Raw genomic sequence first — 23,447 nt, 5'->3', positions numbered from 1 at the left:
TACGCCCCGGCACAGGCGCGTTCGCGTCCGATGGCCGAGCCGGTCCTCGGCGGACCGCACGGACGGGCCGACCACCGGGGCGCGATCACCGGGGTCGTGCGCGGCGAGGCCGGGTGACGCGTAGTACCGATGGAGCCGTGGAGGGCGGCCGGCCGCCGAAGGGGTAGCCCTCGAAGGGCTGACGCCGGGGCTCCTGGAACGCGTGAACGCCGGGACCTGGAGCCACGACGGCGCCCGAACCGCCACGGCCTGCTCAAGATCTCTCAGCCGAGACCTGGCTCACCCGCCCACAACCTCCCGGGACGGAACACCTAGCGCCCCCGCCTGCCGCGCACCAGCAGCCAGAGGAAGTAGGGCGTGCCGATCACCGCCGTCATCAGGCCGGCGCCCAGTTGGGCGGGGGCGATGACCGTGCGGCCCAGCAGGTCGGCCGTGCAGACGAGCGCGGCGCCGAGGAGGACCGCCACCGGCACCACCCGGACGTGCCGTCGGCCCACGAGGGCACGCGCCGCGTGCGGCGCCACCAGGCCCACGAAGCCGATGGTGCCGGCCGAGGCGACGGCCGTCGCGCTGAGCAGGACGCTCACCACGAGGAACCCGAGCCTGGCCCGGGACAGTCGCAGGCCGAGCAGCCGCGGCGTGTCCGCGTCCAGCGCGACGAGGTCAAGCTCGGTGCGCCGGGCGACCGCGACGACGAGGCCCACCGTCAGCACGAGCGCGACGGGCAGGACGTCCGGCATGGTCCGGCCGTACGTCGAACCGGACAGCCAGGTCAGCGCCTTCGTCGCGTTGAACGGGTCGGTGAGCACGATGAGCAGGCTGATCAGTGCCGTCGTGCCGGCGGCCGTGCCGATGCCGACGAGGACCAGCCGGTTCTGCTGGTAGCCGCCCCGGGCGGCGAGCCCGAAGACGACGACGGAGGTCACCGCCGCGCCCGCGAACGCGGCGCCCGCCACGCCCCAGGTCCCGGCGACGGGCACGGTGGTGACCAGGAGCACGGCACCCAGCGCGGCCCCGCCGGACACACCCAGGACGCCCGGCTCCGCGAGCGGGTTGCGGGTCACGGCCTGCACCAGCGTGCCGGCCAGGGCGAGCGCCGCGCCCGCGCACAGCGCCGCGAGGACGCGGGGCACCCGGGTGTCGAGGACGAAGGACACCGCCCGGCCGGCCCGCCCCTGCGCCCAGTTCGCGACATCGCCGAGCAGCAGCTTGCTGTCGCCGAGCAGGACACCGGCGATCGTCACGCCGACGACCACGACGACGAGCACGGCCAGCGTGGTCAGGAACGCCGCCCGGCTGGGGATGCGCAACCGGTCCGGCGCGTCCGCCACGGCCGTGTCCCGCAGTCGCAGGGCCATCACCACCAGGAAGACGGCACCGACCAGGCTGGTCACGACACCGGTGGGCACGGTGACCGCCGTGTCCGCGGGCACGAGGGCCCGCAGCAGCACGTCCGCCCCGAGGACCAGGCCCGCGCCGACGAGGCCGGCCACGGGCAGGATCGTCCGGGTCCTGACGAAGCCCCGGTACCGGCGGGCGAGCGGTCGCACGAGGGCCGGGGCGCACAGGCCGACGAAGCCGATGGGCCCGGCGAGGGTGACGGCCGCCGCGGACAGCAGCGTCGCCAGGACGACCACCGTCAGACGGGTGGCGCGGACCGGGACGCCCAGCCCGCGCGCCGCGTCGTCGCCCAGGGCCAGCGCGTCGACCCGACGGGCGGTCAGCAGCAGGCCGACGAGCCCGACCAGGACGACGGGCAGCATCTGCAGGACGCCGTCGAAGCCGTTCTGGCTGATGCTGCCCTGGTTCCACCGGTAGAGGCCCTCGGTCTCCTGGGGGAACAGCAGGAGCAGACCTTCGGTCACGGAGGTCAGCCCCAGCGCCAGCGCGGTGCCGGCGAGGACCAGTCGTACGGTGCCCGTGCCGAGGCCGGACAGGGCGAGCACGACGGTCGCGGCGAGGAGTCCGCCGACGAAGGCGACCCCGGAGGAGGCGATCATCGGCAGCGAGACGCCGGTGACGCCGACCAGCCCGAGCGCCAGGTACGAACCGGCGTTCACCGCGAGGGTGTCGGGAGCGGCGAGCACGTTGCGGCTGACGGCCTGGAGCACGGCGCCGGCCGCGCCGAGGACGACGCCGACCACGATGCCGGCGGTCATCCGCGGCAGCCGGGAGGCGATCACGACGGAGGCGTCGGCCGGATCGGCCTGCCCGGTCAGGGCCTTGAACACCTCGGCCGGTCCGACGGCGGCGGTGCCCTGGGTGATGTCGACGACGGCGAGGGCCGCGACGAGGAGGACGAGCGCGGCCGTCACCGCGGCCGCGCCCGTCCGGGACGCGGCGGCCGGTGGACGGAGCGCGGGGGGCGTTGCGGTGACGGCCATGGCCGGCGCTACTTCGTCAGCGCGTCGACGACGGCGTCGATGTACGCCTCCATCGACTCGGGACCGCCGAACATCCAGATGCCGTCGGGCAGTCGGTGCACCTCGCCGGCCTTCACGAACGGCAGGGACGTCCACACGGCGTTCTTCGCCAGCGCACCGGTGAAGGGCGTGCTGCTCGCGTCGTCGTCGTTGGCTATGTAGGCGAACCGGGTGTCCTTCGGCAGGGCGGTGAGACCCTCGACGTCGGTGGTGCCGAGGCCGTAGGCCGCGTCTCCCTTGACCGTCCAGGCGTTCTTCAGGCCGACCGCCTCGTTGACGGCCCCGATGAGCGAACCGCTGGTGTACGGGCGCAGGGAGACCTGGTTGGAGGCGACGTAGCCGTCGGAGAAGGCGTACCGCGCGCCGGCGAGACCGGCGGCGGCGAGGGCCTTCTCGCCCTCGGCGACCTTGGCCTCGAAGGCCGTACGGGCCGCATCGGCCTTGGCGGTGGTGCCGGTGGCCCTGGCGATGAGGTCGAGGTTCTCCAGCATCTGCCCGATCTGGTCGGTGGAGTCGGCGGACGTCACCTCCAGCACCGGGGCGACCTTGCGCAGTTGCTTCACCGCGGCGGGGGTCAGATCGGTGGTGGCCACGATGAGGTCGGGCGCGAGCGAGGCGATGGTGTCCATGCTCGGCTCGCCGCGCGTGCCGATGTCCTTCGGCTCGTTCGTCAGCGGGACGGCGGTGTCCCAGGTCTTGTAGCCCTTGACGTCGGCGACGCCGACCGGGTCCACGCCGAGCGTGACGAGGCTCTCGACGACGTTCCACTCGGTGGCGACGACCTTGGTGGCCGGGCCGTCGAGCTTGATCTTCGCGCCGGTGGCGTCGGTGAGGCTGATGGCCTGGGAGGGCTTCTCGGAGCTGTCGGCGGCAGGCTCGGTGGTGCCGCACGCGGCGAGGGTGAGCGCCGCGGCGGTGGTGGTGGCCGCGGTGAGCAGGAGGCGTCTCATGAGGTGGTGCCGAGCCTTTCGGTTCGCGTGTGTCGAGTGTGGTGGCGGCCGATCGGGCGGGTGCGCAGTCGGCCGGTCAGGGGGTCGGTGTCGACGTCGATCCGGATGCCGTAGACAGCGGTCAGGCGTTGCGGGGTGAGGACGTCCTCGGGCAGGCCGTCGGCGACGATCCGGCCCGCTTCGAGCAGCGTGATCCGGTCCGCGACGGCCGCGGCCTGGTCGAGGTCGTGCAGCACGACGCCGACGGCGATCCCGTGCTCGTCCGCCAGGTCGCGGATGAGGTCGAGGAGTTCGATCTGGTAGCGCAGGTCGAGATAGGTGGTCGGCTCGTCCAGCAGCAGCACGCCGGTCTCCTGCGCGAGGCAGCCGGCCAGCCAGACCCGCTGCAGCTGACCGCCGGACAGGTGGTCGGCGCCCCGCTCGGCGAGGTCCGTGACGCCGGTCAGCGCGAGTGCCCGGTCGACCGCGGCCGACGCGTCGGGATCGGGCCGGCCGAAGCGGCCCCGGTAGGGGTAGCGGCCGAACTCGACGAGGTCCCGCACCGTCAGCCCGCTGGGTGTGGGGCGACCCTGGGTCAACAGGGCGACGTGCCGCGCGAACTCACGGGCGGTCAGGGTGAGGCCGTCGGTGTCGGCATCGATCCTGAGCGTGGCGTGGCGGGCCGACTGCAGTCGGGCGATGGTCCTCAGGAGCGTCGACTTGCCGCTGCCGTTGGGGCCGACCAGCGCGGTGACCTCGCCGGGCCGGAGTGCGACCGAGGCGCCGTGCACGACGTCGACGCCGTCGTACGCCACGGTCACGTCCGTGGCCGACAGTTCATGACCGCGTAGCCGCGGGGTGGCGGCCGCTTCTTCACCAGATCTCACACGACTAAGGTTAGCCTAACCTAATTCAAAGTCGATCAGGGGTGCCCCGCACCCGGCTCAGCCGGTCTGCCACGACGCCGGATTCCATACGCCCGAGCGGCGCAGCGACGCCGGGCAGTGCAGATAGACCTCGTCGATCTCCAGGACCAGGGCGAGCTCGGGCCGCCGGTCGTCGAGCGTCATGGCGTCGAAGAACGGGGCGTCGGTGAGGATGCGGGCCCGGCCGTTGACGCGCAGGACCTCCTTGCCGCCGGGGATCAGGTACAGCAGGCCGGCGTGCGGGTTGTCGAGGATGTTGTGGAAACTGTCCCCCCGCCGGTTCCCCGGCCGGTCGGGCAGGGCGATCGTGCCGGGGTCGACGACATGGGTGAAGCCCGGGGCGTCCCCGCGCGGGGAGACGTCACAGTTGCCGTGCGCGTCGGAGGTGGCCAGCAGGCAGAACGGCGAGCGGGCGACGATGTCCAGGTCCTGGCCGGTCAGCCGGTCGTGGACCTTCTCGATCACCACGGGCCAGGGCTCGCCCAGCAGTGCGCGCAGTTCGGCCCGCGACTCCAGCGCCACCCAGCCCCTCTCGGCCGCGGCCTCCGGTCCGGCCCCGGCGGTATCGATCGTGTGCGGCAAGGCCGACTCCCCATGTGCGTGCGCCCGGCAGACAGTTACACAGGGAACATTATCCGAAGTTAGGATTGGCTTGCCTTACTTACCGCGCCTCCCGCGGCCAGGGGTCCTCGGTGCTGCGGAAGCTGTCCACGACCGCTTCGGTGGCGGTCGCGACGGTGAAGTCCCAGGTCGTTCCCGGCGGTTCGGGGCTTCCTGGCCGACGGGCTGGTCCTCGGACCGGTCTCCAGCGGCGCGGGAAACGCCGACCCGGGAAACGCCGGCGCCCCTCCCGGGACGCCGGCTCGGCGGCTACGCGGCCCGCTCCCGTTCCGTCAGCCAGGTTCGGGTCGGGCGGCACACCAGTCCGCCGTCCACGGCCCTGCACCATGTCTGGTAGCCGCCGGAGTACAGGCGCTTGCCCAGCCAGTCGTAGGCGTCGCCGTCCGGGCGGGCCGACGGGGTCATGGCCACGAAGTTCGCGGCGTCGTCGACGCTGCCCGTGCCGTCGTAGCGGGCGACCTCGGGGTACGGGTACACGGGACGGGTGCGCGTCACCGTGCCGTTCGTGCTGTTGGACGCGACGATCCGGCCGGGCGTGGCGGCGCTCTCCGCCCAGGCCATCACCGGGGTGAGGACGTCGAAGGTGTTCGGCCCGTCACCGCCCCCGCAGTGGGCGACCCCCGGGAACATGTACAGCTTGGCGAACCGGTCGGCGACCCTTGTCCCCATCGTGTCGCGCAGGGCGTCGTAGTAGGCCAGCGTCCCCTGCGGTGAGATGTGCTGGTCGTTCCAGCCGTGCCAGAGAAGCAGCTTGCCGCCGCTCTTCTCGAAGGCGCCGAGGTCGGGGTCCATGGCCGCCAGATAGCTGGAGGACTGGACGGTCTTCCAGAAGGACTCGACGGTGAAGTCGAGGTCCGAGAGCCTGAAGTCCGGGTCGGGGGCGTTCGTGTACGCCAGATAGCGGGCGAAGGACGTCACGAAGTTCTCGCTCGCGACCGTCTCGCCCTGCGTCTTCGGCACGAACAGGGTCCACTCCAGTTCGGAGCCCCACTCGTGGGCGATCGCGACCTCCAGCCTGCGGCCCTCGGCGTCGGTGGCGCCGTCGTGCAGGCGCTGGACCACGGCGGCCTGCGCCGCGGTCAGGCAGGTCGACGGGTCCTGACCGGAGACGCACACCAACGTCCTCGGGTCGAAGTCGCAGCGCCGCGGGTCGTCGAGCAGCCCGTCCGTCAGGCCGTCCAGCGCGTCGCAGGCCGCCAGCACGGCCCGGTGGATCAGGGGCAGTCGGTCGGCGAGGAGGATGTAGTCGCCGGTCTCGTCCTTGTTCGTCAGCACGTTCCAGGCGTGGTGGAAGGTGTTCTGGACGACCATGTTGTTCGCGGGCGCGCCGGCGGCGATGCCGTCGAAGTCGTCCGGGTAGCGCTGGGCCTCCATGAGCGCCTCACGGCCGCCGTCGGAGCAGCCGGTGAAGTACGAGTAGGCGGGGCGCTTGCCGTAGAACCTCGCGATGACCGCCTTGGCCACCTGGGACGTGACATGCACGCCCCGGTAGGCGAAGTCGATCTGCGCCTGGGGGTTGTCCAGCGCCCAGGAGCCGTCGTTCAGGCCCTGGTGGCCCATGTCGGTGGTGGCGCTCGCGACCGTGCCGTCCCGGACGACCGGACAGGTCGACGCCTGGCCGTAGTTGATGACGGCGCTCCCGCACAGGCCACCGCAGCCGGTCTGGACGTAGCGCTGCGTCCAGCCGTTGACCGGCAGGCGCATGACAATGGTGTTCGCGGGGGCGATGGTCCCCCGCACCTCGCAGTAGGGGGCCGCGCCGGTCGTCACGACGGTCGCCGAGGAGATCGTGACCGGCGCGTCGGCGACCCCGTCCAGGTCGAGGCCGGTCACGCGGGCGCAGTCCGTCACGGGCCGCACCGCGGGCAGATCCGCCAGGCCGTCGGCCGTGACGGCGCGGTGCGGCGCCTGCGCGCCGCTCGCGCTCGTGACCGGCACCAGGACAGCGGCGAGCATGGCCACCACCGCCACCCGGGCGGCGAAGGCGGCCGGTCTCCTTCGGCCGCGGACGAAGGACCAACGCATGGGTTCCCCTCTCGGTACGGGCGCGCCACGGGCGACGGCGCCACCGAGCGGTCAGCGTGGCCCACACCGAAGAGATCGTCAACAATTTCGACAACAATTATTCGGCAGCGCCGTTCCGGCCGGGCCGACGGGACGCACGGGGTCACGGAGTGCTCGGAATATCACAGGAGGGGATAATTCGGTGAGCACGGTGGCGCTCGACCGGCGTCCTCCATCGACCAGGAAAAGGCAGGTCGGACCATGTCGAAGAAACCACGTTCGTCCGAGCCGACCCACGGCGAGGGGCCGAGCCGGCACGAGGGCGTCGGGCAGCACGGCTGGTCACCCGATGTGGACGAGACACGTCAGCGGGACAACCCGAGCTCTCACCGCTCCTTCCACACAGCCGAGCACGCCGACCAGAAGGGCCGAGGCCGGACCAAGGCAGCCGAGGAGACGAAGTCCGTTCCGGGTGACACGGCCGAGAGTCGCGGCAACCGCGGCGAGAAGTACGCCGACACGGACGAGAAGGGCCGACGCGACACCGGCCCCAAGGGCCGATCCCAGCGCCCCAGCGGCACCAGGGACGCGTCCGCCACGACCGGCGTGGACCCACAGGACCCGCCGTCCGGACGCCGATCGGGCCGCTGACGGCCCGCTCGCGCGCGGACGGCCCCCTCCGTGGCCGGCTCCTCCACACCCCCGGCCACGGAGGGGGCGTCGCCCCCTCACGACGCGCGTCGTACGACGCGCGGATCCGCGTCAGCAGATCCGCGGCAACTGCTCCCCGATCGGCAGATCGACCACCCGTGTTCCGCCCAGTCCGGTCCTGGCCACGACCATCCCGGGATGCTGCTCGACGGCCTCACCGATGACCACGGAGTCCGCGCCCAGCGGATGGGCCCGCATAGCCTCGAGGACGGCGTCGGCGTGCTCGCGCGGGACGAAGGCCACCAGCTTGCCCTCGTTGGCGATGTACATGGGGTCCAGGCCCAGGATGGCGCATGCGTTGGCGACGGCCGACGGGACCGGGACGTCGCGTTCCCGGATGACCACCCCCGCGCCGGAGGCCGCCGCGATCTCGTTGAGCGCGGCCGCCAGGCCGCCTCGGGTGGGATCGCGCAGCACGTGCAGATCCGGGGTGACGGCGAGCATGGTGTCGACCAGGCCGCCGAGCGCCGCACAGTCGCTCTTGACCTCGACCCCGAACTCCAGGCCCTCGCGCACGCTCATGACCGCCACCCCGTGGACGCCGATGGCGCCACTGACGATCACCACGTCACCGGGGACGACCCGCTGGGGCCGCAGGTCCACGCCCGCGGGGACGAGACCGATGCCCGCGGTGTTGAGGTAGATCCCGTCACCGTGTCCGGCTTCCACCACCTTGGTGTCCCCGGTGGCCACCTCCACCCCGGCGGCACGGGCGGCCGCGCCCAGCGCCTCGGACACCCGCCGGACCACGTCCAGTTCGACGCCCTCCTCCAGGATGAATCCGCAGGAGAGGTAGGCGGCACGGGCGCCGCTCATGGCGAGGTCGTTGACGGTGCCGTTGACCGCCAGGTCGCCGATGCTGCCGCCGGGGAAGAACAGCGGCCGCACCACGTAGGAGTCGGTGGAGAACGCCAGCCGGGCCCCGCCCACGGTCAGCACGGCGGAGTCGCCCAGCTGCCTGAGCACCTCGCCCCCGAAGGCGGGCGCGAAGATCTGCTGGACCAGTTCGGCGGAGAGCACTCCCCCGCCACCGTGGCCCATGACGACCCGGGGCCTCTCCCGCAGCGGCGCCGGACAGGTCCAGCCCTCGACGTCGAGGGCGCGGGCGGTGCCGGGAGCGGGCAGATCGGTGATGTCAGACAACGGGGGTCGCCTCCCGGGTCTTGGCGGCCGGCATGTCCAGCCGCCGGTAGAGGTAGTACGCGGCGCAGGCACCCTCGCTGGAGACCATGGTGGCGCCCAGGGGGGTGCGGGGGGTGCACAGGGTGCCGAAGGCCTCGCACTCGTGCGGCTTGAGCAGTCCCTGCAGGACCTCGCCGCTGCGGCACTCGGCCGGCTCCTCCGTCCGGATCCCCTCGACCGCGAAGCGGTGCTCGGCGTCGTGGTCGCGGTACTTCGACGACAGCCGCCAGCCGCTGCCGGGGATCACGCCGATTCCGCGCCAGGCCCGGTCGGTGACCTCGAAGACGTCCTCCAGCATGGCCCGGGCGGCCGGGTTGCCCTCCGGGCGGACGGCACGGGCGTAGGCGTTGTCGACGGTGTACTCGCCGCGTTCCAGCTGACGGACGGCCCGGCGCACGCCTTCGAGGATGTCCAGCGGCTCGAAGCCCGTCACGACGATCGGGACGCGGAAGCGCTCCGCCAGTTCCGGATACTCCTCCACCCCCATCACGCTGCACACGTGCCCGGCCGCGAGGAAGCCCTGCACCCGGCAGCTCGGCGACGACATGATCGCCTCGATGGCCGGCGGCACCCGGACATGGGACACCAGCATGCTGAAGTTCGCAATGCCCAGCTTCCGGGCCTGGCGGACCGTCATGGCGTTGGGCGGAGCCGTCGTCTCGAAGCCGATGCCGAAGAACACCACCTCGCGGTCGGGGTTGTGCCGGGCGATCCGCAGCGCGTCGAGCGGTGAGTAGACGACACGCACGTCGCCGCCCTCCCCGCGGACCTGGAACAGGTCCCGTCCGGTGCCCGGCACCCGCAGCATGTCCCCGAAGGAGCAGAAGATCACCTCCGGCCGGGAGGCGATCTCCAGCGCCTTGTCGATGACCTCCAGCGGGGTCACACACACCGGACAGCCCGGACCGTGAATCAACTCCAGCTTTTCCGGAAGGAGTTGGTCGATGCCGTGCCGGATGATGCTGTGCGTCTGGCCGCCGCAGACCTCCATCAGCGCCCACGGCCTCGTCACCGTGGCATGGATGTCGTCGAGCAGCCGACGGGCCAGCTCCGGATCCTGGAACTCGTCGATGTACCTCACCGGTTGTGCACCCCTTCCACCGGGTCCGTGCCCGCCTCCGCCGCCGCCATCTCCCAGGCGTCGCCGAACTCCTCCTGCAGCATGCCGAGTTCGGCGAACAGTTCGAGCGTCTGGCGCGCCGACTCCTCGTCCAGCCGCTGAAGCGCGAAGCCGACGTGGACGATGGCGTACTCGCCGACCTGGAGGTCGGGCAGATACTCCAGGCACACCTCCTTGACCACACCGCCGAAGTCGACGGTGGCCATCCGGGTGCCGTCCCGGTCCTCGATGTCCAGCACTCTGCCGGGTACCGCCAGGCACATGAGCCTCTCCTCGCTGTGGATCGCGCGTTGGTCAGTCGGTGGGAGTCGTCCGGGCGGCCACCATCAGCTGGCCCAGGGCCAGACCGCCGTCGCCCGGCGGCACCAGCCGGTGCCGCAGGACCGTGAAGCCGTCCTCGCGCAGGGCGGCGGAACAGGCCGAGGAGAGCAGCGTGTTGGCGAACACGCCTCCCGTCAGGGCGACCGTGTCCAGGCCGTGCCGCTCCCGGGCCCGTACGCAGATCCGGTGCACCAGGCCGGTCACCGCCCGGTGGAAGCGGGCCGCGACCAGCGCCGGTCCGACGCCGGCCCGCAGGTCGGCGACGATCGCGGCGAGGACGGGCGCGGGGTCGGCCCGTACCGCGTCGCCCTCTTCACGCACATGCCCGGGCGCGCGGAGGTCGAAGGCGTACGCGACCCGGTCGCCGGTGGGCGCGCCGAGCGCCGCTCCCTCCAGCTCCACGGCGGCCTGTGCCTCGTATCCGGCGCGGTGGCACACCCCGGCCAGGGAGGACACGGCGTCGAAGAGACGCCCCATGCTGGAGGTGGGGACACAATGCAGGCCGAGCTCCAACTGCCGCTCCAACAGACGTAGTTCGTCGGGCGGACAGGCGGCCGTGCAGGCAAGGTCGCCGGCCCGGTCGATGCCGGCCGCCCGCAGATGGGCCAGCGCCATGCGGTACGGCCTGCGTACCGCGGCGTCGCCACCGGGCAGCGGGACGTACGCGAGGTGCCCGAACCGGCTGAAGCCGTCGTAGTCCGCGAGCAGGAACTCGCCGCCCCAGACGGCTCCGTCGTCGCCGTGGCCCGTGCCGTCGAAGGCGACGCCGATCACCGGCCGGGTGCCGTCCAGCCCGTGCTCGGCCATCGCGGCGGCGACGTGCGCGTGATGGTGCTGGACGCGTACGACGGGCCGCTCCGCCGCATGGCGGTCGGCCCACCGGGCGGAGCGGTAGCCGGGATGCCGGTCGGCCGCCAGGGTGGCGGGCCGTACGCCGGTGAGGGACTCCAGTTGCGCCACCGCGCCCTCGAAGGCGCGCTGGGTGGCGAGGTCGTCCATGTCGCCGATGTGCGCGGACAGCCAGGCGCGCCGGCCCGCCCCCAGGCAGAAGGCGTTCTTCAGGTCGCCGCCGACGGCGAGGGCGGGGCGGACCGGCAGCGGGAGGGCGACCGGCAGCGGGGCGTAGCCGCGGGAGCGCCGGATCACCAGCGGCTCGCCGTCGCAGACGCGGACCACCGAGTCGTCGCAGGGGACGTGGATCGGCCGGTCGTGCGTGAGCCAGGCGTCGGCCAGCGGGGCGAGCCGCTCCAGCGCCTCGGTGTCGTCGGTGACGATCGGCTCACCGGACACGTTGCCGCTGGTCATGACGAGCAGCCGGGGGCCGTCCGGGTCGCCGGGCAGGCCGAGCAGGAGATGGTGCAGGGGTGTGTACGGCAGCATCACGCCGAGGTCGGGGCTGCCGGGCGCGACGGACTCGGCAGGGTGCGGGGCTCCCGCCGCGTACACCGGGTCCGGGCGCCGGCGAAGCAGCACGACGGGCCGGACACCGCCCTCGATCAGCTCCCGTTCCTCGGCGGACAGCCGGACGAGGTGCTCGACATCGGCCGTGCGCCGGGCCATGACGGCGAACGGCTTGTCCCCCCGCGCCTTGCGGCGGCGCAGACGGGCGACCGCTTCTTCGTCCGTGGCGTCACAGGCCAGGTGATAGCCGCCCAGTCCCTTGACGGCGAGGACCGCGCCGCCCGACAGCAGTGCGCGCGCCGCGGTGACCGGGTCCGTTTGAGGGAGGCCGTCGGGCGGCGAACCCAGCAGCCGCAGCCGCGGTCCGCAGGCCGGGCAGGCGACCGGCTGCGCGTGGAAACGGCGGTCGGCCGGATCCGCGTACTCCCGGGCGCAGTCGGGGCACATGGCGAAGCCGGCCATGGTCGTGTGGGCCCGGTCGTACGGCACGCCGGTGACGATCGTGAAACGCGGACCGCAGTGCGTGCAGTTGACGAACGGGTGGCGGTAGCGCCGGTCCGCCGGGTCGGCCAGCTCGGCGAGGCAGTCGGCGCAGGTGGCGGAGTCCGGGGAGACCAGGGTGCGGGCAGGTCCGCCGGTCCGGGAGGTGAGGATGGTGAACGCGGCGCCGCCGACGGGCGGCATCTCGCGCTGGTGGACGGACTCGACGCGGGCCAGCGGGGGCGCCTGGGCGGCGATCCGGTCGCAGAACCGGGCCACGGCCGAGGCAGTGCCCTCGACCTCCACGACGACGCCCTCCGGGGTGTTGGTCACGTGTCCGGCCAGGGCGAGTTCGGTGGCGAGGCCGTAGAGGTAGGGCCGGAAGCCCACGCCCTGCACCACTCCCCGGACGGTGACACGGCGGCGCAGCGGCGGGGCACCGTCGACCCCGGCCGGCGGCCGCGACGGGGCGCTCACGAGGGGGTGGGTGCCAGGTCGCCGGCGCCGGTCTCGTCGGCATGGGTGTGCGGACGGGTGTGCGCGTGACCGTGCTGGAGGTCCGGCCGGCCGGCCATCACCGGTGTGTGCGGGGGCTCGCCCTGCGCGGCGGCGAGCGCCCGGTCGAGCAGCGCGCCCACGCCCTTCCCGCGGCGTGCCGAGGTCAGGACCACCTCGACGCCCGGGTTGACCTGCTGCACGTTCGCGCGGAAGGCGATCTCGTCGAACTCCACGGCCTCCGCGAGATCGATCTTGGTGACGACGACCAGGTGGGCGAGGCCGAACGCGGTGGGGTACTTGAGCGGCTTGTCCTCGCCCTCCGTCACCGAGGCGAGGACGACCCTCAGGGTCTCCCCCAGGTCGTAGCCGGCGGGGCAGACCAGGTTGCCGACGTTCTCCACGAACAGCAGCCGGGTGCCGTCGGGCAGCCACCCGTCCAGGTGCCCGGCGAGCATGCCCGCCTCCAGATGGCACAGTCCGTCGGTGAGCACCTGCTTGACCGGGGCGCCCGACCGGGCCAGCCGGATCGCGTCGTTCTCGGTGGCGAGATCGGCGGTCAGCGCCGCGACCGGCACGGCCCGCTCCCGCGCCCGCAGCAGTTCGCTTTCCAGCAGGGCCGTCTTGCCGCTGCCCGGACTGGACAGCAGGTTGACGACCGTGGTGCCGTGGGCCGCGAGGCGGGTGCGCAGTGTGTGGGCGCTCGCGTCGTTCTTGGCGAGCACGGCCTGGCGCAGGTCGACGACACGGCACATGGTTCAGCACTCCTCGGAGATCGGTTCGCGTGTGGGCGTGGGATCGCCGGTCTCCCACTGCACGGCGGCGATCCGCAGCTCCCGGCCCGCGAGCAGATCGGTGGTCGTCCCGTCGCACGCGGGGCAGGTCAGCCGGGGTGGCATGCCGACGGCCCACTCGTGGTCGCAGGGCGTGCAACGGGCCCGACCCGGCACCGCCTCGGTGACCAGTTCGGCGCCTTCCAGAAGGGTTCCGGCGCAGACCAGTTCGAAGCAGAAGGCGAGCGAATCGGGTACGACGCCGGCCAGTTCGCCGACCTGGAGCCGTACCGATCGCACCGCCGTGACATCGCCGGCCCGCTCGGCGGCCTCTGCCACCTGGTCGACGACGGCCAGCGCGACGGACATCTCGTGCATGGGTCTCCGTCCTTGTCGCGGCCTGCCTGCGGTCGGCCTTCATTAGAGGCGCGCGCACCAGGGCCGCACGGCCCGGCACGCCGTCACCGGCCACCGGGTACGCCGTTCGACGCAACCGCGCGGCACCCCGGCGGCGGCCGTGGTTCACATCCGTCGGATGCGCAGGTAGCGCCGCACGTCGGGAAAGACCTCGGCGGCGATGGCGACCAGGGCCGCGAGGGCCGCTCCGCCGATGATCATCTTCTTCATCCCGTCTCTCCTCGTGTCGAGATCCCGTCGGCCGTGGCCCGCGGCGCGGACTCTCCCGGCCCCCGGTTCCACAGCAGCTCTTCGATCAGCCGGACGGCCTGGGGTACGGCGTCGGACACCGGCGGACTGAGACCGATGCCCTCTTCCACCGTGGCGGGTTCGCATCCGACGACCAGGACGCGCCGTGGCGGCTCGCCGCCGGTCCCGGCGCACAGGGTGCCCAGCAGCGCCAGGACGGCGTCGGGGGTCATCCGGTGGCCGTCCAGGGCGGGCGTGCCGGGCGGCGGGCTGCCGCCGCCGACGTCGTGTTCGATCACGTACAGCGTGCCGGGGGCTTCGCCGCGCGCGGTGGCGTCCACCAGGACGAGGGTGTCGTAGCCGTCCAGGAGCTGGTAGGCGAGGTGCACCCCGCGCACTCCGATGTCCACGACCTCGACGTGTCCGGGCAGGTCGCGCTCGGCGAGCCGGCGGGCGGTCTCCACACCGAAGCCGTCGTCCGTGAGGAAGATGTTCCCGATGCCCGCCACGAGCGTCCTCGGAGCTGCCGGTGCGGGACGGCTCATGCGTCGTCCTCCGCGTCCTCGGCCAGGGTGACCTCGTCGGGCTGGAAGTACAGGAACCGGCCCTGCTCGCGGCGGATGTCGGCGCCCGGGTCACCGTCGACCGTGACCGCCAGGTGCACCCCGCCGTCGACGTCGTGCAGCACCGCCTCGACCGTCGCGGTGCGGCCGCGCAGGAAGATGTCCTGCGCGTCGGTGCGCCGCAGGCCCGGGCGCAGCTCGACGCGGCTGCCCTTGCCCACCTGCCGCCCGTCCACCACCACGTGGTCCTGCGCCGGGTCGAAGCCCGCCTCGCTCGCGGGGTCCCACCAGGGGGTGTCCGGGCGCTGCACCCCGTGCTCGTCGGGGAAGCCGGCGTCCGCGGCGACGGGGGCCGGGCCGGTCGCCTCGCGCAGACTGCGCACCGCCCCGTGCAGCCGTTCCAGGACCTCGGCCGGCATGGAGTCCGCCAGCTCGATCACGGCGGCCGCCCGCTCGTCGGTGCCGCGGGCCTCGCGTTTCTCCTCGTCGGTGAGGGCCGCGGTGCGCAGCGCGAGGATCTCGTCGATCTCGGTGGCGTCGTAGAGCGCGCCGGGGCTCTCCGGTGCGATGGCCGGATGGTCCTCCAGGATGATCGGCGAGGACAGTACGAGGTCGGCGGTGCCGGTCTCGCCGGCGAGCACCGGCCAGGTGTGCAGGTTGCGGCAGGCGGCGACCGCCCCCTTCGCCCACTCGGGGGGATCGGTCATCGACAGGAACGATCCGGCGCTGAGGCCCATGAGGAGGTGGGTGGCCACCAGGGAGTGCGGCAGTGCGGCGTCCCGGCCGGCGTCGCGGGCCTCGGAGGGCGTCCAGTCACTGGTGTTCTCGACGACGGCGGTCAGCCGCAGGACCCGGTAGGGGCCGTCGAGCTCGCGGGCCGACAGCCGGATCGTCCCGTTGATCTCCTCGCACCGCCGCAGGAGGCGGCCGACGGTGCGGCCGGCCGCGTCCAGGACTGGTTCGGTGTCCTCCCGGGCGGGGCGCCGGAAGGGACGGGTGACGCCGTCGCCGAGGAGTCCGTCCACCGGTACGACGACCTCGACCCGTTCCTCGCCGCCCTCGTCCCAGGGCACCAGCACCCGGTCGTCGAGGCGGAGTTCGGCGACCGTCTCGAAGCCGCCGTCCGGGCCTGCCCGCTGCACGGTGCGCCGTCGGGCGTGCAGGAAGCGCACCTCGACGGAGAGGGTCGCGCCCGCCTTCGGTTCCATGAGGCATTCGGTGTGCTGGAAGTCGTGCTCCTCGCACTCGGCGCCCCAGCCGGGCGGCACCAGTACCCCGAACTGCCAGCGCAGCCGGTTCTTGGCCGCCGAGGCGCGGTACGGGTAGAGCACATAGCCCTCGAAGAGGACGGCGTCGGCCACCTGCCGGGCGAGGGCGAACCGCGCCTCCGTCCCGGAGGCGAACGCGGTGACGGTCACGGATCCGTCCTTCCGGTGGTGCCGGTGAGCGCGCGCAGCGGGTCGCGCCGGGGCGCGGCGGCGCTGCCGCTGTCGTCGAGGAGGGCCTTGAGGGTGGCGTCCCAGGAGGGCAGCGCGTGCCGGGAGCGGTAGGCGAGGAGGGCGTCCATGGTGTCGCGGGGCAGCCGGATCCAGCCGCATCCGGGGAAGTGCTGCTCGACCATCTCCCGCCAGGTCGCGACCGGCATCCGGAACGCCGCCTCCCGGTCCCACGGCACCGGCTCGACCCGGAAACCGCCTTCGCCGACGAACGCCGTACCGGAGAACAGCATCAGCAGCGGGACCTCTCCGCTGGTGAGGGCGTCCAGGTAGCGGGTCGCCGCGATGTCCATGTCGTAGGTGCACGGGACGACGAGGTCGGTTTCGGTCTCCCCGGTGAAGCCGGGGACCATGAGCGAGATCTGTGCGAACTGCACCGGCTGGAGCGTGCTGCCCCAGCGGGAGCGCTCGCCGAAGAGGTCCGCCAGCCCGTCGGCCTCGGCGGACCCGTAGCCGCGGCGGGCGGGTTCGATGCGGATCTGGCAGCGCAGCGCGAGGGCGTGCACCCGCGCGCCGTCGGCGGCGGTGACGCGCAGCCGGAAGACGAGGGTGGGTCCGGCGGCGTAGCGGTCGGCGCGGACGCCGGTGCAGGCGAAGGAGAACTCCGTCATGGCCGCGGCTCCTCGTCCACCGGCCGGGCGCGTCGCGCGACGTCCGCGAAGAACGCGTCCAGCGCCGCCCTGGCCTCGGCCCCGCCGTCGAAGCCCTGCCACAACAGGCGCATACGGCCTACCAGTTCGTAGCAGATGTCGATCGGTACGAGGTGGAGCTCGAAGCGCCCGTGGGCGCGGCGCAGCAGCAGCGCCTCCACGTCGGGTTCGAGCAGTCCGGCGAGGCGGCTGCCGCCGAGGACCGCCGTCCAGGTGGCCGGTTCGAGTTCGCTCTCGGTGGCGCCGGCCGGGCTCGGGTAGAGGGCGACCAGCCGGTCGAGCGCCGCGTTGCGGAAGAGGAAGGCGACGCCTACCGGGATCTGCAACGCGTCCCACGCGCTCTCGTGGAGGCCGTGCGCCGGGTCGGTGAGGTAGCGGGCCGGGACCGTGCGGAAGCGGCCCGCGGCGGCGCCCTGCTGCTGCATCAGCAGGGCGCAGGCGGCGCAGGCGCAGACGAGGGCGCGTTTCTCGGTGTCGACCAGATGGCGGTGGTCCGCCTCGACCGGGACGGCGCACAGTTCGCACCGTTCGGGGCGCGGGGATCGCTCGGTGAGGAACCTGCGCAGGCCGGGTGTGCGCGTCGCCGGGGACGCCGTCATCGGGCGCCCGTCGGTGCCGTGCCGATCTGCAGGAGCGTGGGCCCCGCGGGCGCGGTCTGTACGTCGACCGCGCCGACCTCCGGTGCGAAGCAGGCGAGGGCCGCGCGCGCGGCCTCCCGGGCGCTCTCGCCGGACCCGCATCCGCAGCCGCCGGCCTCCCGGGCCCGCAGGGTCAGGGTGCCGCTCTCCTCGTCGAAGTCCACGACGTCCAGGGCGTGTTCGCGGACGCTGTCGAGGGCTCGGGCGATGCGGGTGTCACGGTCCTCGGGGTGCAGGTCGTGCAGGACGAGGAGGCCGGCGACGAGTTCGTCGCCGAGCAGGGCCGCCGACGGGTCGCCGTCCGGGGCGCCGGACAGCAGATGGAGCACGCGGGCCAGACCGGCGCCGTAGAAGTCCATGAGGGAGCGGACGAGTTCCTCGGCCGCCTCGGCGGCTGCCGGGTCGCCGCTCGCGGCCAGCCGGTCCAGCACCTCCTCGACCCGGCGTCCGGTCTGTTCCGCGTCGACGGGTCGCGCCGCCGTGGGCGCGCTCATCCGCCCAGTCCGCTCAGGCCGGTGGGCACGTGCATGGACTTCACCGTCTTGCCGCCCCCGACGTACATGTGGACGCCGCAGGGCAGACAGGGGTCGAAGCTGCGGACGGCGCGCATGATGTCGATGCCCTTGAAGTTCTCCGGGGTGTTCTCCTCGAAGATGGGGGTGTTCTGCACCGCGTCCTCGTACGGTCCGGGCGTGCCGTAGGTGTCCCTGGTGCTGGCGTTCCAGGGAGTGGGCGGGTACGGGTGGTAGTTGGCGATCTTGCCGTCGCGGATCACCATGTGGTGGGAGAGGACGCCGCGGACCGCCTCGGTGAAGCCGACGCCGAGCCCCTCGTCCGGGACCTCGAACTTCTCCCAGGTCTGGGTGCGTCCGGCGCGGACCTCCGCCAGGCCCTTCTCCGCGAAGTGCAGGGCGACGGCGGCGGAGTACGCCTGGAAGTAGGTGCGCGCACGGTTGCGCTCCAGGGCGTTGGACCACTTCGGGATCTTCCACTCGAAGCTGGTCTCCGGCTTGGTCATGGTGCGCGGCAGGTTGATGACCACGCTGTGGCCGGTGGCCTTGACGTACCCGATGTCGACGAGCCCGGACAGCGCCGTGGACCACAGACGGGCGAGGGGGCCGCCGCCGGTGTCCAGGGCGAGGTGGTCCTTGCCGTCGAACCAGCGCGGGGACATGACCCAGCTGTACTTGTCGTCGAAGTTCCGCTTCTGCGGGGCGGGGATGGTGTGCTGGTTCCACGGGTGGCGCGGGTCCACCGGGTTGCCGAGCGGGTCGTGGGTGACGAACTGCTCCTGGCCCTGCCAGTCCTCGTAGTACGAGCTGCCCAGCAGGATGCGGATGCCGAGGTTGATGTCGGTGAGGTCGTTGGTGACGAGCTTGCCGTCCACGACGACGCCGGGCGTGACGAACATCCGCCGGCCCCAGTCGGACATGTTGGCGTAGGTGAAGTCGCAGTACTCGGGGTCGTTGAGCGCGCCCCAGCAGCCGAGCAGTACCCGGCGGCGGCCCACTTCCTCGTAGCCGGGCAGCGCCTCGTAGAAGAAGTCGAACAGGTCGTCGTGCAGCGGCACGACGCGCTTCATGAACTCGACGTAGCGCATCAGGCGGCTGAGGTAGTCCGTGAAGAGCTGCACCGAGGCGATGGTGCCGACGCCGCCCGGGTAGAGGGTGGAGGGGTGCACATGGCGGCCCTCCATCAGGCAGAACATCTCGCGCGTGTAGCGGCTGACCTGGAGGGCCTCGCGGTAGAACTCGCCTTCGAGGGGGTTCAGCGAGCGCATGATGTCGGCGATGGTGCGGTAGCCGTGCTCGGCCGCGTGCGGGGCCTCGGTGCGTTCGGCGAGTTCGAGGACGCCGGGGTTGGTCTCCCTGACCATCTTCTCGCAGTAGTCGACCCCCACCAGGTTCTCCTGGAAGATGTTGTGGTCGAACATGTACTCCGCGGACTCGCCGAGGTTGATGATCCACTCACCGAGGTGCGGGGGCTTCACGCCGTACGCCATGTTCTGCGCGTACACCGAACAGGTGGCGTGGTTGTCGCCGCAGATTCCGCAGATGCGGCTGGTGATGAAGTGGGCGTCGCGGGGGTCCTTGCCGCGCATGAAGACGCTGTAGCCGCGGAAGACCGACGAGGTGCTGTAGCACTCCGCGACCCGCTTCTGCTTGAAGTCGATCTTCGTGTGGATGCCGAGGGAACCCACGATCCGGGTGATCGGGTCCCAGGCCATCTCCACCAGGCCGCTGCCGTCGCCGGCCGCCTTCGTCCTTGCCATCGTCTTTGCCGTGCCCTTCGTTGCGCGGGGTTCGGGTGTGGGGGGTGCGCGAAGCAGAAGCGGGTCACTCGCGGTGGGGCGTCACCAGGGGGGCCGGTAGCCGGTGGTGATCTTCTCTCCGGTGCGGCGCCACTTGGGCTCCTGGTCCACCGTCTTCGCCGTGATCGAGCGCAGCTTGCGGACCACGGCTCCGTAGGCGCCGCTGGCCGTGCTGGAGAGCTTGGCTCCGGGCGGCTCGTCCATGAACGGCATGAACTTGTCGGGGAAGCCGGGCATGGTGCAGGCGATGCAGATGCCTCCGACGTTCGGACAGCCGCCGATGCCGTTCATCCACCCGCGCTTGGGCACGTTGCACTTGACGACCGGACCCCAGCAGCCGAGCTTGACCAGGCACTTCGGCGAGTCGTACGACAGGGCGAACTCACCCTGCTCGTAGTAGCCCGCGCGGTCGCAGCCCTCGTGGACGGTGGCCCCGAACAGCCAGGTGGGACGCAGCTTGTCGTCCAGCGGGATCATCGGGGCGGCGCCGGTCGCCTGGTAGAGCAGGTACGTGAGCGTCTCGGAGAAGTTGTCGGGCTGGATCGGACAGCCGGGGACGCACACGATGGGGATGCCGGCCTGGGACTTCCAGTCCCAGCCGAGATAGTCCGGCAGGCCCATGGCGCCGGTCGGGTTGCCCGCCATGGCGTGGATGCCGCCGTAGGTGGCGCAGGTGCCGATGGCCACGACCGCCAGTGCCTTCGGGGCGAGCCGGTCGATCCACTCGCTGGTGGTGATCGGCTGGCCGGTCTCCGGATCGTCGCCGAAGCCGCACCAGTAACCCTCGGGCTTGATCGCCTCGTTGGGGATGGAGCCTTCGACGACCAGCACGAACGGGTCGATCTCGCCCCGCTCGCCCTTGAAGAACCACTCGATGAACGTGTCCGCGCCGCCGACCGGACCGCACTCGAAGTCGATCAGCGGCCAGTGGACGGCGATCTTCGGCAGCCCCGGCAGCGCGCCGAGCACGATCTCCTCGATGCTGGGCTGCATGGCCGCCGTCAACGCGACCGAGTCGCCGTCGCAGCTCAGCCCCGCGTTGATCCAGAGAATGTGGATCGTGGGTGTCTCGTCGGCGGGCGCAGCGCCGACCGTCTTCGTCGTCGCCTCAGTCATGGGACCGCCTCCTGGGGAGGTGAGGAATGAAAGCCCCGTTTCAGGACTTTCCGCGTTCATCGGATTCTTGGTATCAGCCGATGGGCCGCGACGGGATGTCATGGGGGGCCGTTCCGGTGAATTCGGCGGCAGACGGGCCCGGATCGGTTTGAGAGGCGGCGAGGTGCGCCGGGGTGCCCGCGGGGCGTTCCTTGTGCACGAACGCCCGGCGCAGCGCGTGGTACGGGGCGTCCGGGTCGTCGAAGGTCCGCCGCATCCGGGCGAGCTCCCGCTCCCGGTACGCGGCCAGTGGGGTCTCGCTCTCCCGCCGCTCCAGCTCCGTCTTCTTCGCCGCGATCCGGCTGCCCGTCGCCGGCAGGGCGGCCAGGTGCGCGGCCAGGCGGCCGACCTTGGCCGCGAAGGCTCCCGGACCACCGTCCACCACCCGGTCGACGAGCCCGAGGCCCAGCGCGCTCGCCGCGCTCACCGGCAGCGCCTCTCGCACGAGGCGTTCGGCCACCGCCGGGCCCACCCTGCGGGGCAGGGTGTACGTCCAGTACTCCGAGCCGTACAGGCCCATCAGCCGGTAGTGCGGGTTCAGCACGGCACCCGAGCGGCACCACACCTCGTCCGCCGCCAGGGCGAGCATCACCCCGCCCGCCGCGGCGTTGCCCGCGAGCGCCGCGACCACCAGCCGGTCGGTCGTCGTCAGGACGGCCTCGACCAGGTCGTCGATGGCGTCGATGTTCGCCCAGGACTCGGCGGCGGGGTCGTCGGCGGCCTCGATGACGTTGAGGTGGATCCCGTTGGAGAAGAAGTCCCGCTCGCCGCCCAGCACCAGCACCGACGTGGGCCGCGCGCACGCCTCCCGGTAGGCGTCCAGCAGCCGGCGGCACTGCCGCGTGCTCATGGCGCCGCCGGGGAAGGAGAACGACAGGAAGCCGACGTCGCCGCTCTCCCGGTAGCGGATGTCCGTCCAGGTGGCCTCCGCCACCTCGGGCAGGGGCGGCAGCCGGTCGCCGAGGGCCAAGGCCGCGGGCAGCTTGTACGTCGGCGGCTGTCCGGGAAGCCGCCGGGCCCGCAGCTCCGGGATCCACACGGCGCCGTCCCCGGTGGCCCGGCACACCGCTCCGGCCCGGGTCGCCAGCAGCTCGCCCGGGCTGCCGCGCAGCACGCTCTCGGGGTGACCGCCGTGCAGGTACCACTCGCCGCCGAGCAGCGCGTCCAGCACACCGGGCTGCGAGTCCGCCGCCCTCAGCTTGCGCAGGACGGTCCCGGTCGCGTCCTCGGCCCAGTCGATGCGCCGGACACTCTGGTCCAGGTACGGACGCGGACGCAGGCGGGCGTCGGCCGCGCGGACCTGGTCCTGCTCGCACGGCACGTGGGTGCCCCCGGCGAAGCGGTCCACCGCCAGCAGGACGGCCTCGAGCGCGGCGTCGGCGATCTCGCCCCGGTACAGCTCGCTCTTGGACACCCGGGGCAGCCGGCAGGGCACGCAGGCCCACACGTCACCGGCGTCCATCTCCCCGTCGGCCTGGAGGACGGTGACTCCCCACTCGTCGATGCCCTCGTGGATCGCCCAGTCCAGGGAGGACGGTCCGCGGTCGCCCACGGGCCCCGGGTGGACGACGAGGCACGTGTGGGCCGACCAGACCTCCTCGGGGATCGCCGACTTCAGCATCGGCGCCACGATCAGCTGCGGCGCGTGCCGTCGCACGGCGTCCGGCAGCGAGCTGCCGGGCAGGGCGAGTTCCACCGCCACCCGGTGGCCGCGGTCGCGCAGTTCTGCATGGACACGCTGGGTGAGGCTGTTGAACGCGCTGGCTAGGAGCAGGATGTGCACGGCTGCCTCCGGGCGGGACGAACGGCAGGCAGAATCGGCCGCCGCCGCGATCCTCGGCCCGGACGGCCCGCCGTCCCCGACGACAGGCGGTCGGATCATCCCAAATCATCCGAAAGCGGCACACGTCCGTCGTCCGGTTTCACCCACCGGCCCCCTCACCTCACCGGCGGGCGCGCACCTCACCCACGGCGGCGCCGGAAACCGGCGTCCCACGTCGGCCGCCGAAGGGGATCACCGTCGCCGCAGGCCGCCGGTGACGCGTTCCCACGGGGAGCGGGTGGCGCCGAAATGGGTCTCGTGCGCCCAGATGTGGGTGCACGACCGGCACTGGAGGTGCAGCAGGCTGCCGACGTTGGAGAGCAGGTAGCACCAGTGCTCGGAGCAGGTGCGCCCCTGCTCGCAGGTGGCGCAGCCGCGTCGGTCGTCGCAGTTGGGGCAGGCCACCCAGGCCCGGCGCCCGATGTCGGCCTGGGGGTCAAGCGGCAGCATGGCCACCCCCTCGGCGCGGCAGCACGCCGGCCGCGACCAGCTCGTCGTACATGCGCTGCTGCTCCGCGTCGAGGCCGGAGTACAGCAGCCCGTACGCCGCCTCCTCGTCGCGCAGCGCGGTGACGGGGTCCCAGTCGGAGCCGAGCGCGTCCAGGACATGGGCGCGCCGGAGCATTTCGTGGGCGGTCAGGTCGATGGTCAGGTCGGCCGAGGGGTGGGCGCCGGGCCGGTCCGCGGCGGGCCGGCCCGCCGCGCCGGATTCGTCCGGCTCGTCAGGAAGGGCGGGATCATGGGGGGACATGTGACCGAACGTAGGTAAACCTTCCTCGCC

23 protein-coding genes are annotated in these 23,447 nt (G+C 72.6%); 1 reads left to right on the top strand and 22 read right to left on the bottom strand.

Annotated elements, in window-relative coordinates; genetic code table 11:
* Positions 1-311: 311 nt before the first annotated feature.
* The 5 genes from QQM72_RS29725 to QQM72_RS29705 all read right to left on the bottom strand — a co-directional run bounded on the left by QQM72_RS29725 (position 312) and on the right by QQM72_RS29705 (position 6,924).
* Positions 312-2,384: an iron ABC transporter permease gene (locus QQM72_RS29725; protein WP_314223919.1), complete on the bottom strand. Its 2,073-nt coding sequence runs from the start codon at positions 2,382-2,384 to the stop codon at positions 312-314.
* Between the two features lie 8 nt (positions 2,385-2,392).
* A complete protein-coding gene (locus QQM72_RS29720; RefSeq protein WP_314223918.1) occupies positions 2,393-3,373 on the bottom strand; it encodes an iron-siderophore ABC transporter substrate-binding protein in 981 nt (326 codons plus the stop codon).
* Positions 3,370-4,239 carry an ABC transporter ATP-binding protein gene (locus QQM72_RS29715; RefSeq protein WP_314223917.1) on the bottom strand — a complete coding sequence of 290 codons (870 nt, stop codon included), beginning with the start codon at positions 4,237-4,239 and terminating at the stop codon, positions 3,370-3,372. Before QQM72_RS29715 ends, QQM72_RS29720 begins: the two co-directional genes overlap by 4 nt.
* Before the next feature lie 57 nt (positions 4,240-4,296).
* Positions 4,297-4,860, bottom strand: coding sequence for an MSMEG_1061 family FMN-dependent PPOX-type flavoprotein (locus tag QQM72_RS29710; RefSeq protein WP_314223916.1), 564 nt, complete (start codon positions 4,858-4,860; stop codon positions 4,297-4,299).
* Positions 4,861-5,148: 288 nt separating this feature from the next.
* On the bottom strand, positions 5,149-6,924 hold the full coding sequence (locus tag QQM72_RS29705) for a tannase/feruloyl esterase family alpha/beta hydrolase (protein ID WP_314223915.1): 1,776 nt from the start codon (positions 6,922-6,924) through the stop codon (positions 5,149-5,151).
* Positions 6,925-7,164: 240 nt separating this feature from the next.
* On the opposite strand from QQM72_RS29705, the gene QQM72_RS29700 reads away from it, so the two are divergent.
* Positions 7,165-7,554 (top strand): hypothetical protein, encoded by a 390-nt coding sequence (locus QQM72_RS29700; RefSeq protein WP_314223914.1) that lies wholly within the window; start codon positions 7,165-7,167, stop codon positions 7,552-7,554.
* Positions 7,555-7,665: 111 nt separating this feature from the next.
* Here the strand turns inward: QQM72_RS29700 and hypE are convergent, their stop codons facing one another.
* The 17 genes from hypE to QQM72_RS29620 form a co-directional block, all read right to left on the bottom strand.
* Positions 7,666-8,757, bottom strand: a complete 1,092-nt coding sequence (gene hypE / locus QQM72_RS29695; protein ID WP_314223913.1) for a hydrogenase expression/formation protein HypE — start codon at positions 8,755-8,757, stop codon at positions 7,666-7,668.
* Complete coding sequence (hypD, locus tag QQM72_RS29690; protein ID WP_314223912.1) at positions 8,750-9,877, bottom strand: hydrogenase formation protein HypD; 1,128 nt, start codon at positions 9,875-9,877, stop codon at positions 8,750-8,752. Before hypD ends, hypE begins: the two co-directional genes overlap by 8 nt.
* Positions 9,874-10,179: a HypC/HybG/HupF family hydrogenase formation chaperone gene (locus QQM72_RS29685; protein ID WP_079074245.1), complete on the bottom strand. Its 306-nt coding sequence runs from the start codon at positions 10,177-10,179 to the stop codon at positions 9,874-9,876. Before QQM72_RS29685 ends, hypD begins: the two co-directional genes overlap by 4 nt.
* Before the next feature lie 31 nt (positions 10,180-10,210).
* On the bottom strand, positions 10,211-12,595 hold the full coding sequence (hypF, locus tag QQM72_RS29680) for a carbamoyltransferase HypF (protein ID WP_314223911.1): 2,385 nt from the start codon (positions 12,593-12,595) through the stop codon (positions 10,211-10,213).
* Positions 12,592-13,368, bottom strand: a complete 777-nt coding sequence (gene hypB / locus QQM72_RS29675) for a hydrogenase nickel incorporation protein HypB (RefSeq protein WP_314223910.1) — start codon at positions 13,366-13,368, stop codon at positions 12,592-12,594. The genes hypF and hypB overlap by 4 nt, the downstream gene beginning before the upstream one ends.
* Positions 13,369-13,371: 3 nt before the next feature.
* A complete protein-coding gene (gene hypA / locus QQM72_RS29670) occupies positions 13,372-13,764 on the bottom strand; it encodes a hydrogenase maturation nickel metallochaperone HypA (RefSeq protein WP_314223909.1) in 393 nt (130 codons plus the stop codon).
* A gap of 144 nt (positions 13,765-13,908) precedes the next feature.
* Entirely contained in the window at positions 13,909-14,013 is a 105-nt protein-coding gene (locus tag QQM72_RS40970; RefSeq protein ID WP_399079092.1) for a DUF6893 family small protein, read from the bottom strand.
* Complete coding sequence (locus tag QQM72_RS29665; RefSeq protein ID WP_314223908.1) at positions 14,010-14,576, bottom strand: hydrogenase maturation protease; 567 nt, start codon at positions 14,574-14,576, stop codon at positions 14,010-14,012. The genes QQM72_RS40970 and QQM72_RS29665 overlap by 4 nt, the downstream gene beginning before the upstream one ends.
* Positions 14,573-16,012 carry a hypothetical protein gene (locus QQM72_RS29660; RefSeq protein ID WP_314223907.1) on the bottom strand — a complete coding sequence of 480 codons (1,440 nt, stop codon included), beginning with the start codon at positions 16,010-16,012 and terminating at the stop codon, positions 14,573-14,575. Before QQM72_RS29660 ends, QQM72_RS29665 begins: the two co-directional genes overlap by 4 nt.
* Positions 16,009-16,701, bottom strand: coding sequence for a DUF6084 family protein (locus tag QQM72_RS29655; RefSeq protein WP_314223906.1), 693 nt, complete (start codon positions 16,699-16,701; stop codon positions 16,009-16,011). The genes QQM72_RS29660 and QQM72_RS29655 overlap by 4 nt, the downstream gene beginning before the upstream one ends.
* Positions 16,698-17,339, bottom strand: a complete 642-nt coding sequence (locus tag QQM72_RS29650) for a DUF5947 family protein (RefSeq protein WP_314223905.1) — start codon at positions 17,337-17,339, stop codon at positions 16,698-16,700. Before QQM72_RS29650 ends, QQM72_RS29655 begins: the two co-directional genes overlap by 4 nt.
* Complete coding sequence (locus tag QQM72_RS29645; protein WP_314223904.1) at positions 17,336-17,872, bottom strand: hypothetical protein; 537 nt, start codon at positions 17,870-17,872, stop codon at positions 17,336-17,338. Before QQM72_RS29645 ends, QQM72_RS29650 begins: the two co-directional genes overlap by 4 nt.
* The gene (locus QQM72_RS29640) at positions 17,869-19,650 is read right to left on the bottom strand and encodes a nickel-dependent hydrogenase large subunit (protein WP_314223903.1); all 1,782 of its coding nucleotides are present in this window, start codon (positions 19,648-19,650) and stop codon (positions 17,869-17,871) included. The genes QQM72_RS29645 and QQM72_RS29640 overlap by 4 nt, the downstream gene beginning before the upstream one ends.
* Positions 19,651-19,731: 81 nt before the next feature.
* Complete coding sequence (locus tag QQM72_RS29635; protein WP_314223902.1) at positions 19,732-20,805, bottom strand: NADH-quinone oxidoreductase subunit B family protein; 1,074 nt, start codon at positions 20,803-20,805, stop codon at positions 19,732-19,734.
* 73 nt (positions 20,806-20,878) lie between these two features.
* A complete protein-coding gene (locus tag QQM72_RS29630) occupies positions 20,879-22,627 on the bottom strand; it encodes an enoyl-CoA hydratase-related protein (RefSeq protein ID WP_314223901.1) in 1,749 nt (582 codons plus the stop codon).
* Between the two features lie 231 nt (positions 22,628-22,858).
* Complete coding sequence (locus QQM72_RS29625; protein ID WP_314223900.1) at positions 22,859-23,116, bottom strand: hypothetical protein; 258 nt, start codon at positions 23,114-23,116, stop codon at positions 22,859-22,861.
* Positions 23,103-23,417 carry a DUF6400 family protein gene (locus QQM72_RS29620; RefSeq protein ID WP_314223899.1) on the bottom strand — a complete coding sequence of 105 codons (315 nt, stop codon included), beginning with the start codon at positions 23,415-23,417 and terminating at the stop codon, positions 23,103-23,105. Before QQM72_RS29620 ends, QQM72_RS29625 begins: the two co-directional genes overlap by 14 nt.
* Positions 23,418-23,447 lie beyond the last annotated feature (30 nt).

The sequence above is a fragment of the Streptomyces zaehneri genome (genome assembly GCF_032248645.1).
Classification (GTDB): domain Bacteria; phylum Actinomycetota; class Actinomycetes; order Streptomycetales; family Streptomycetaceae; genus Streptomyces; species Streptomyces coriariae.
Note: the sequence above shows the minus strand (reverse complement) of the source record. Positions and strands in the feature narration are given on the sequence as shown.

Coding starts and splice junctions, on each gene's coding strand:
- hypA (WP_314223909.1), bottom strand. CDS start 13,764: ATGCACGAGATGTCCGTCGCGCTGGCCGTCGTCGACCAGGTGGCAGAG.
- QQM72_RS29705 (WP_314223915.1), bottom strand. CDS start 6,924: ATGCGTTGGTCCTTCGTCCGCGGCCGAAGGAGACCGGCCGCCTTCGCC.
- QQM72_RS29620 (WP_314223899.1), bottom strand. CDS start 23,417: ATGTCCCCCCATGATCCCGCCCTTCCTGACGAGCCGGACGAATCCGGC.
- QQM72_RS29640 (WP_314223903.1), bottom strand. CDS start 19,650: ATGGCAAGGACGAAGGCGGCCGGCGACGGCAGCGGCCTGGTGGAGATG.
- QQM72_RS29635 (WP_314223902.1), bottom strand. CDS start 20,805: ATGACTGAGGCGACGACGAAGACGGTCGGCGCTGCGCCCGCCGACGAG.
- QQM72_RS29650 (WP_314223905.1), bottom strand. CDS start 17,339: ATGACGGCGTCCCCGGCGACGCGCACACCCGGCCTGCGCAGGTTCCTC.
- QQM72_RS29725 (WP_314223919.1), bottom strand. CDS start 2,384: ATGGCCGTCACCGCAACGCCCCCCGCGCTCCGTCCACCGGCCGCCGCG.
- QQM72_RS29625 (WP_314223900.1), bottom strand. CDS start 23,116: ATGCTGCCGCTTGACCCCCAGGCCGACATCGGGCGCCGGGCCTGGGTG.
- QQM72_RS29665 (WP_314223908.1), bottom strand. CDS start 14,576: ATGAGCCGTCCCGCACCGGCAGCTCCGAGGACGCTCGTGGCGGGCATC.
- QQM72_RS29685 (WP_079074245.1), bottom strand. CDS start 10,179: ATGTGCCTGGCGGTACCCGGCAGAGTGCTGGACATCGAGGACCGGGAC.
- QQM72_RS29645 (WP_314223904.1), bottom strand. CDS start 17,872: ATGAGCGCGCCCACGGCGGCGCGACCCGTCGACGCGGAACAGACCGGA.
- QQM72_RS40970 (WP_399079092.1), bottom strand. CDS start 14,013: ATGAAGAAGATGATCATCGGCGGAGCGGCCCTCGCGGCCCTGGTCGCC.
- QQM72_RS29655 (WP_314223906.1), bottom strand. CDS start 16,701: ATGACGGAGTTCTCCTTCGCCTGCACCGGCGTCCGCGCCGACCGCTAC.
- QQM72_RS29700 (WP_314223914.1), top strand. CDS start 7,165: ATGTCGAAGAAACCACGTTCGTCCGAGCCGACCCACGGCGAGGGGCCG.
- QQM72_RS29720 (WP_314223918.1), bottom strand. CDS start 3,373: ATGAGACGCCTCCTGCTCACCGCGGCCACCACCACCGCCGCGGCGCTC.
- hypB (WP_314223910.1), bottom strand. CDS start 13,368: ATGTGCCGTGTCGTCGACCTGCGCCAGGCCGTGCTCGCCAAGAACGAC.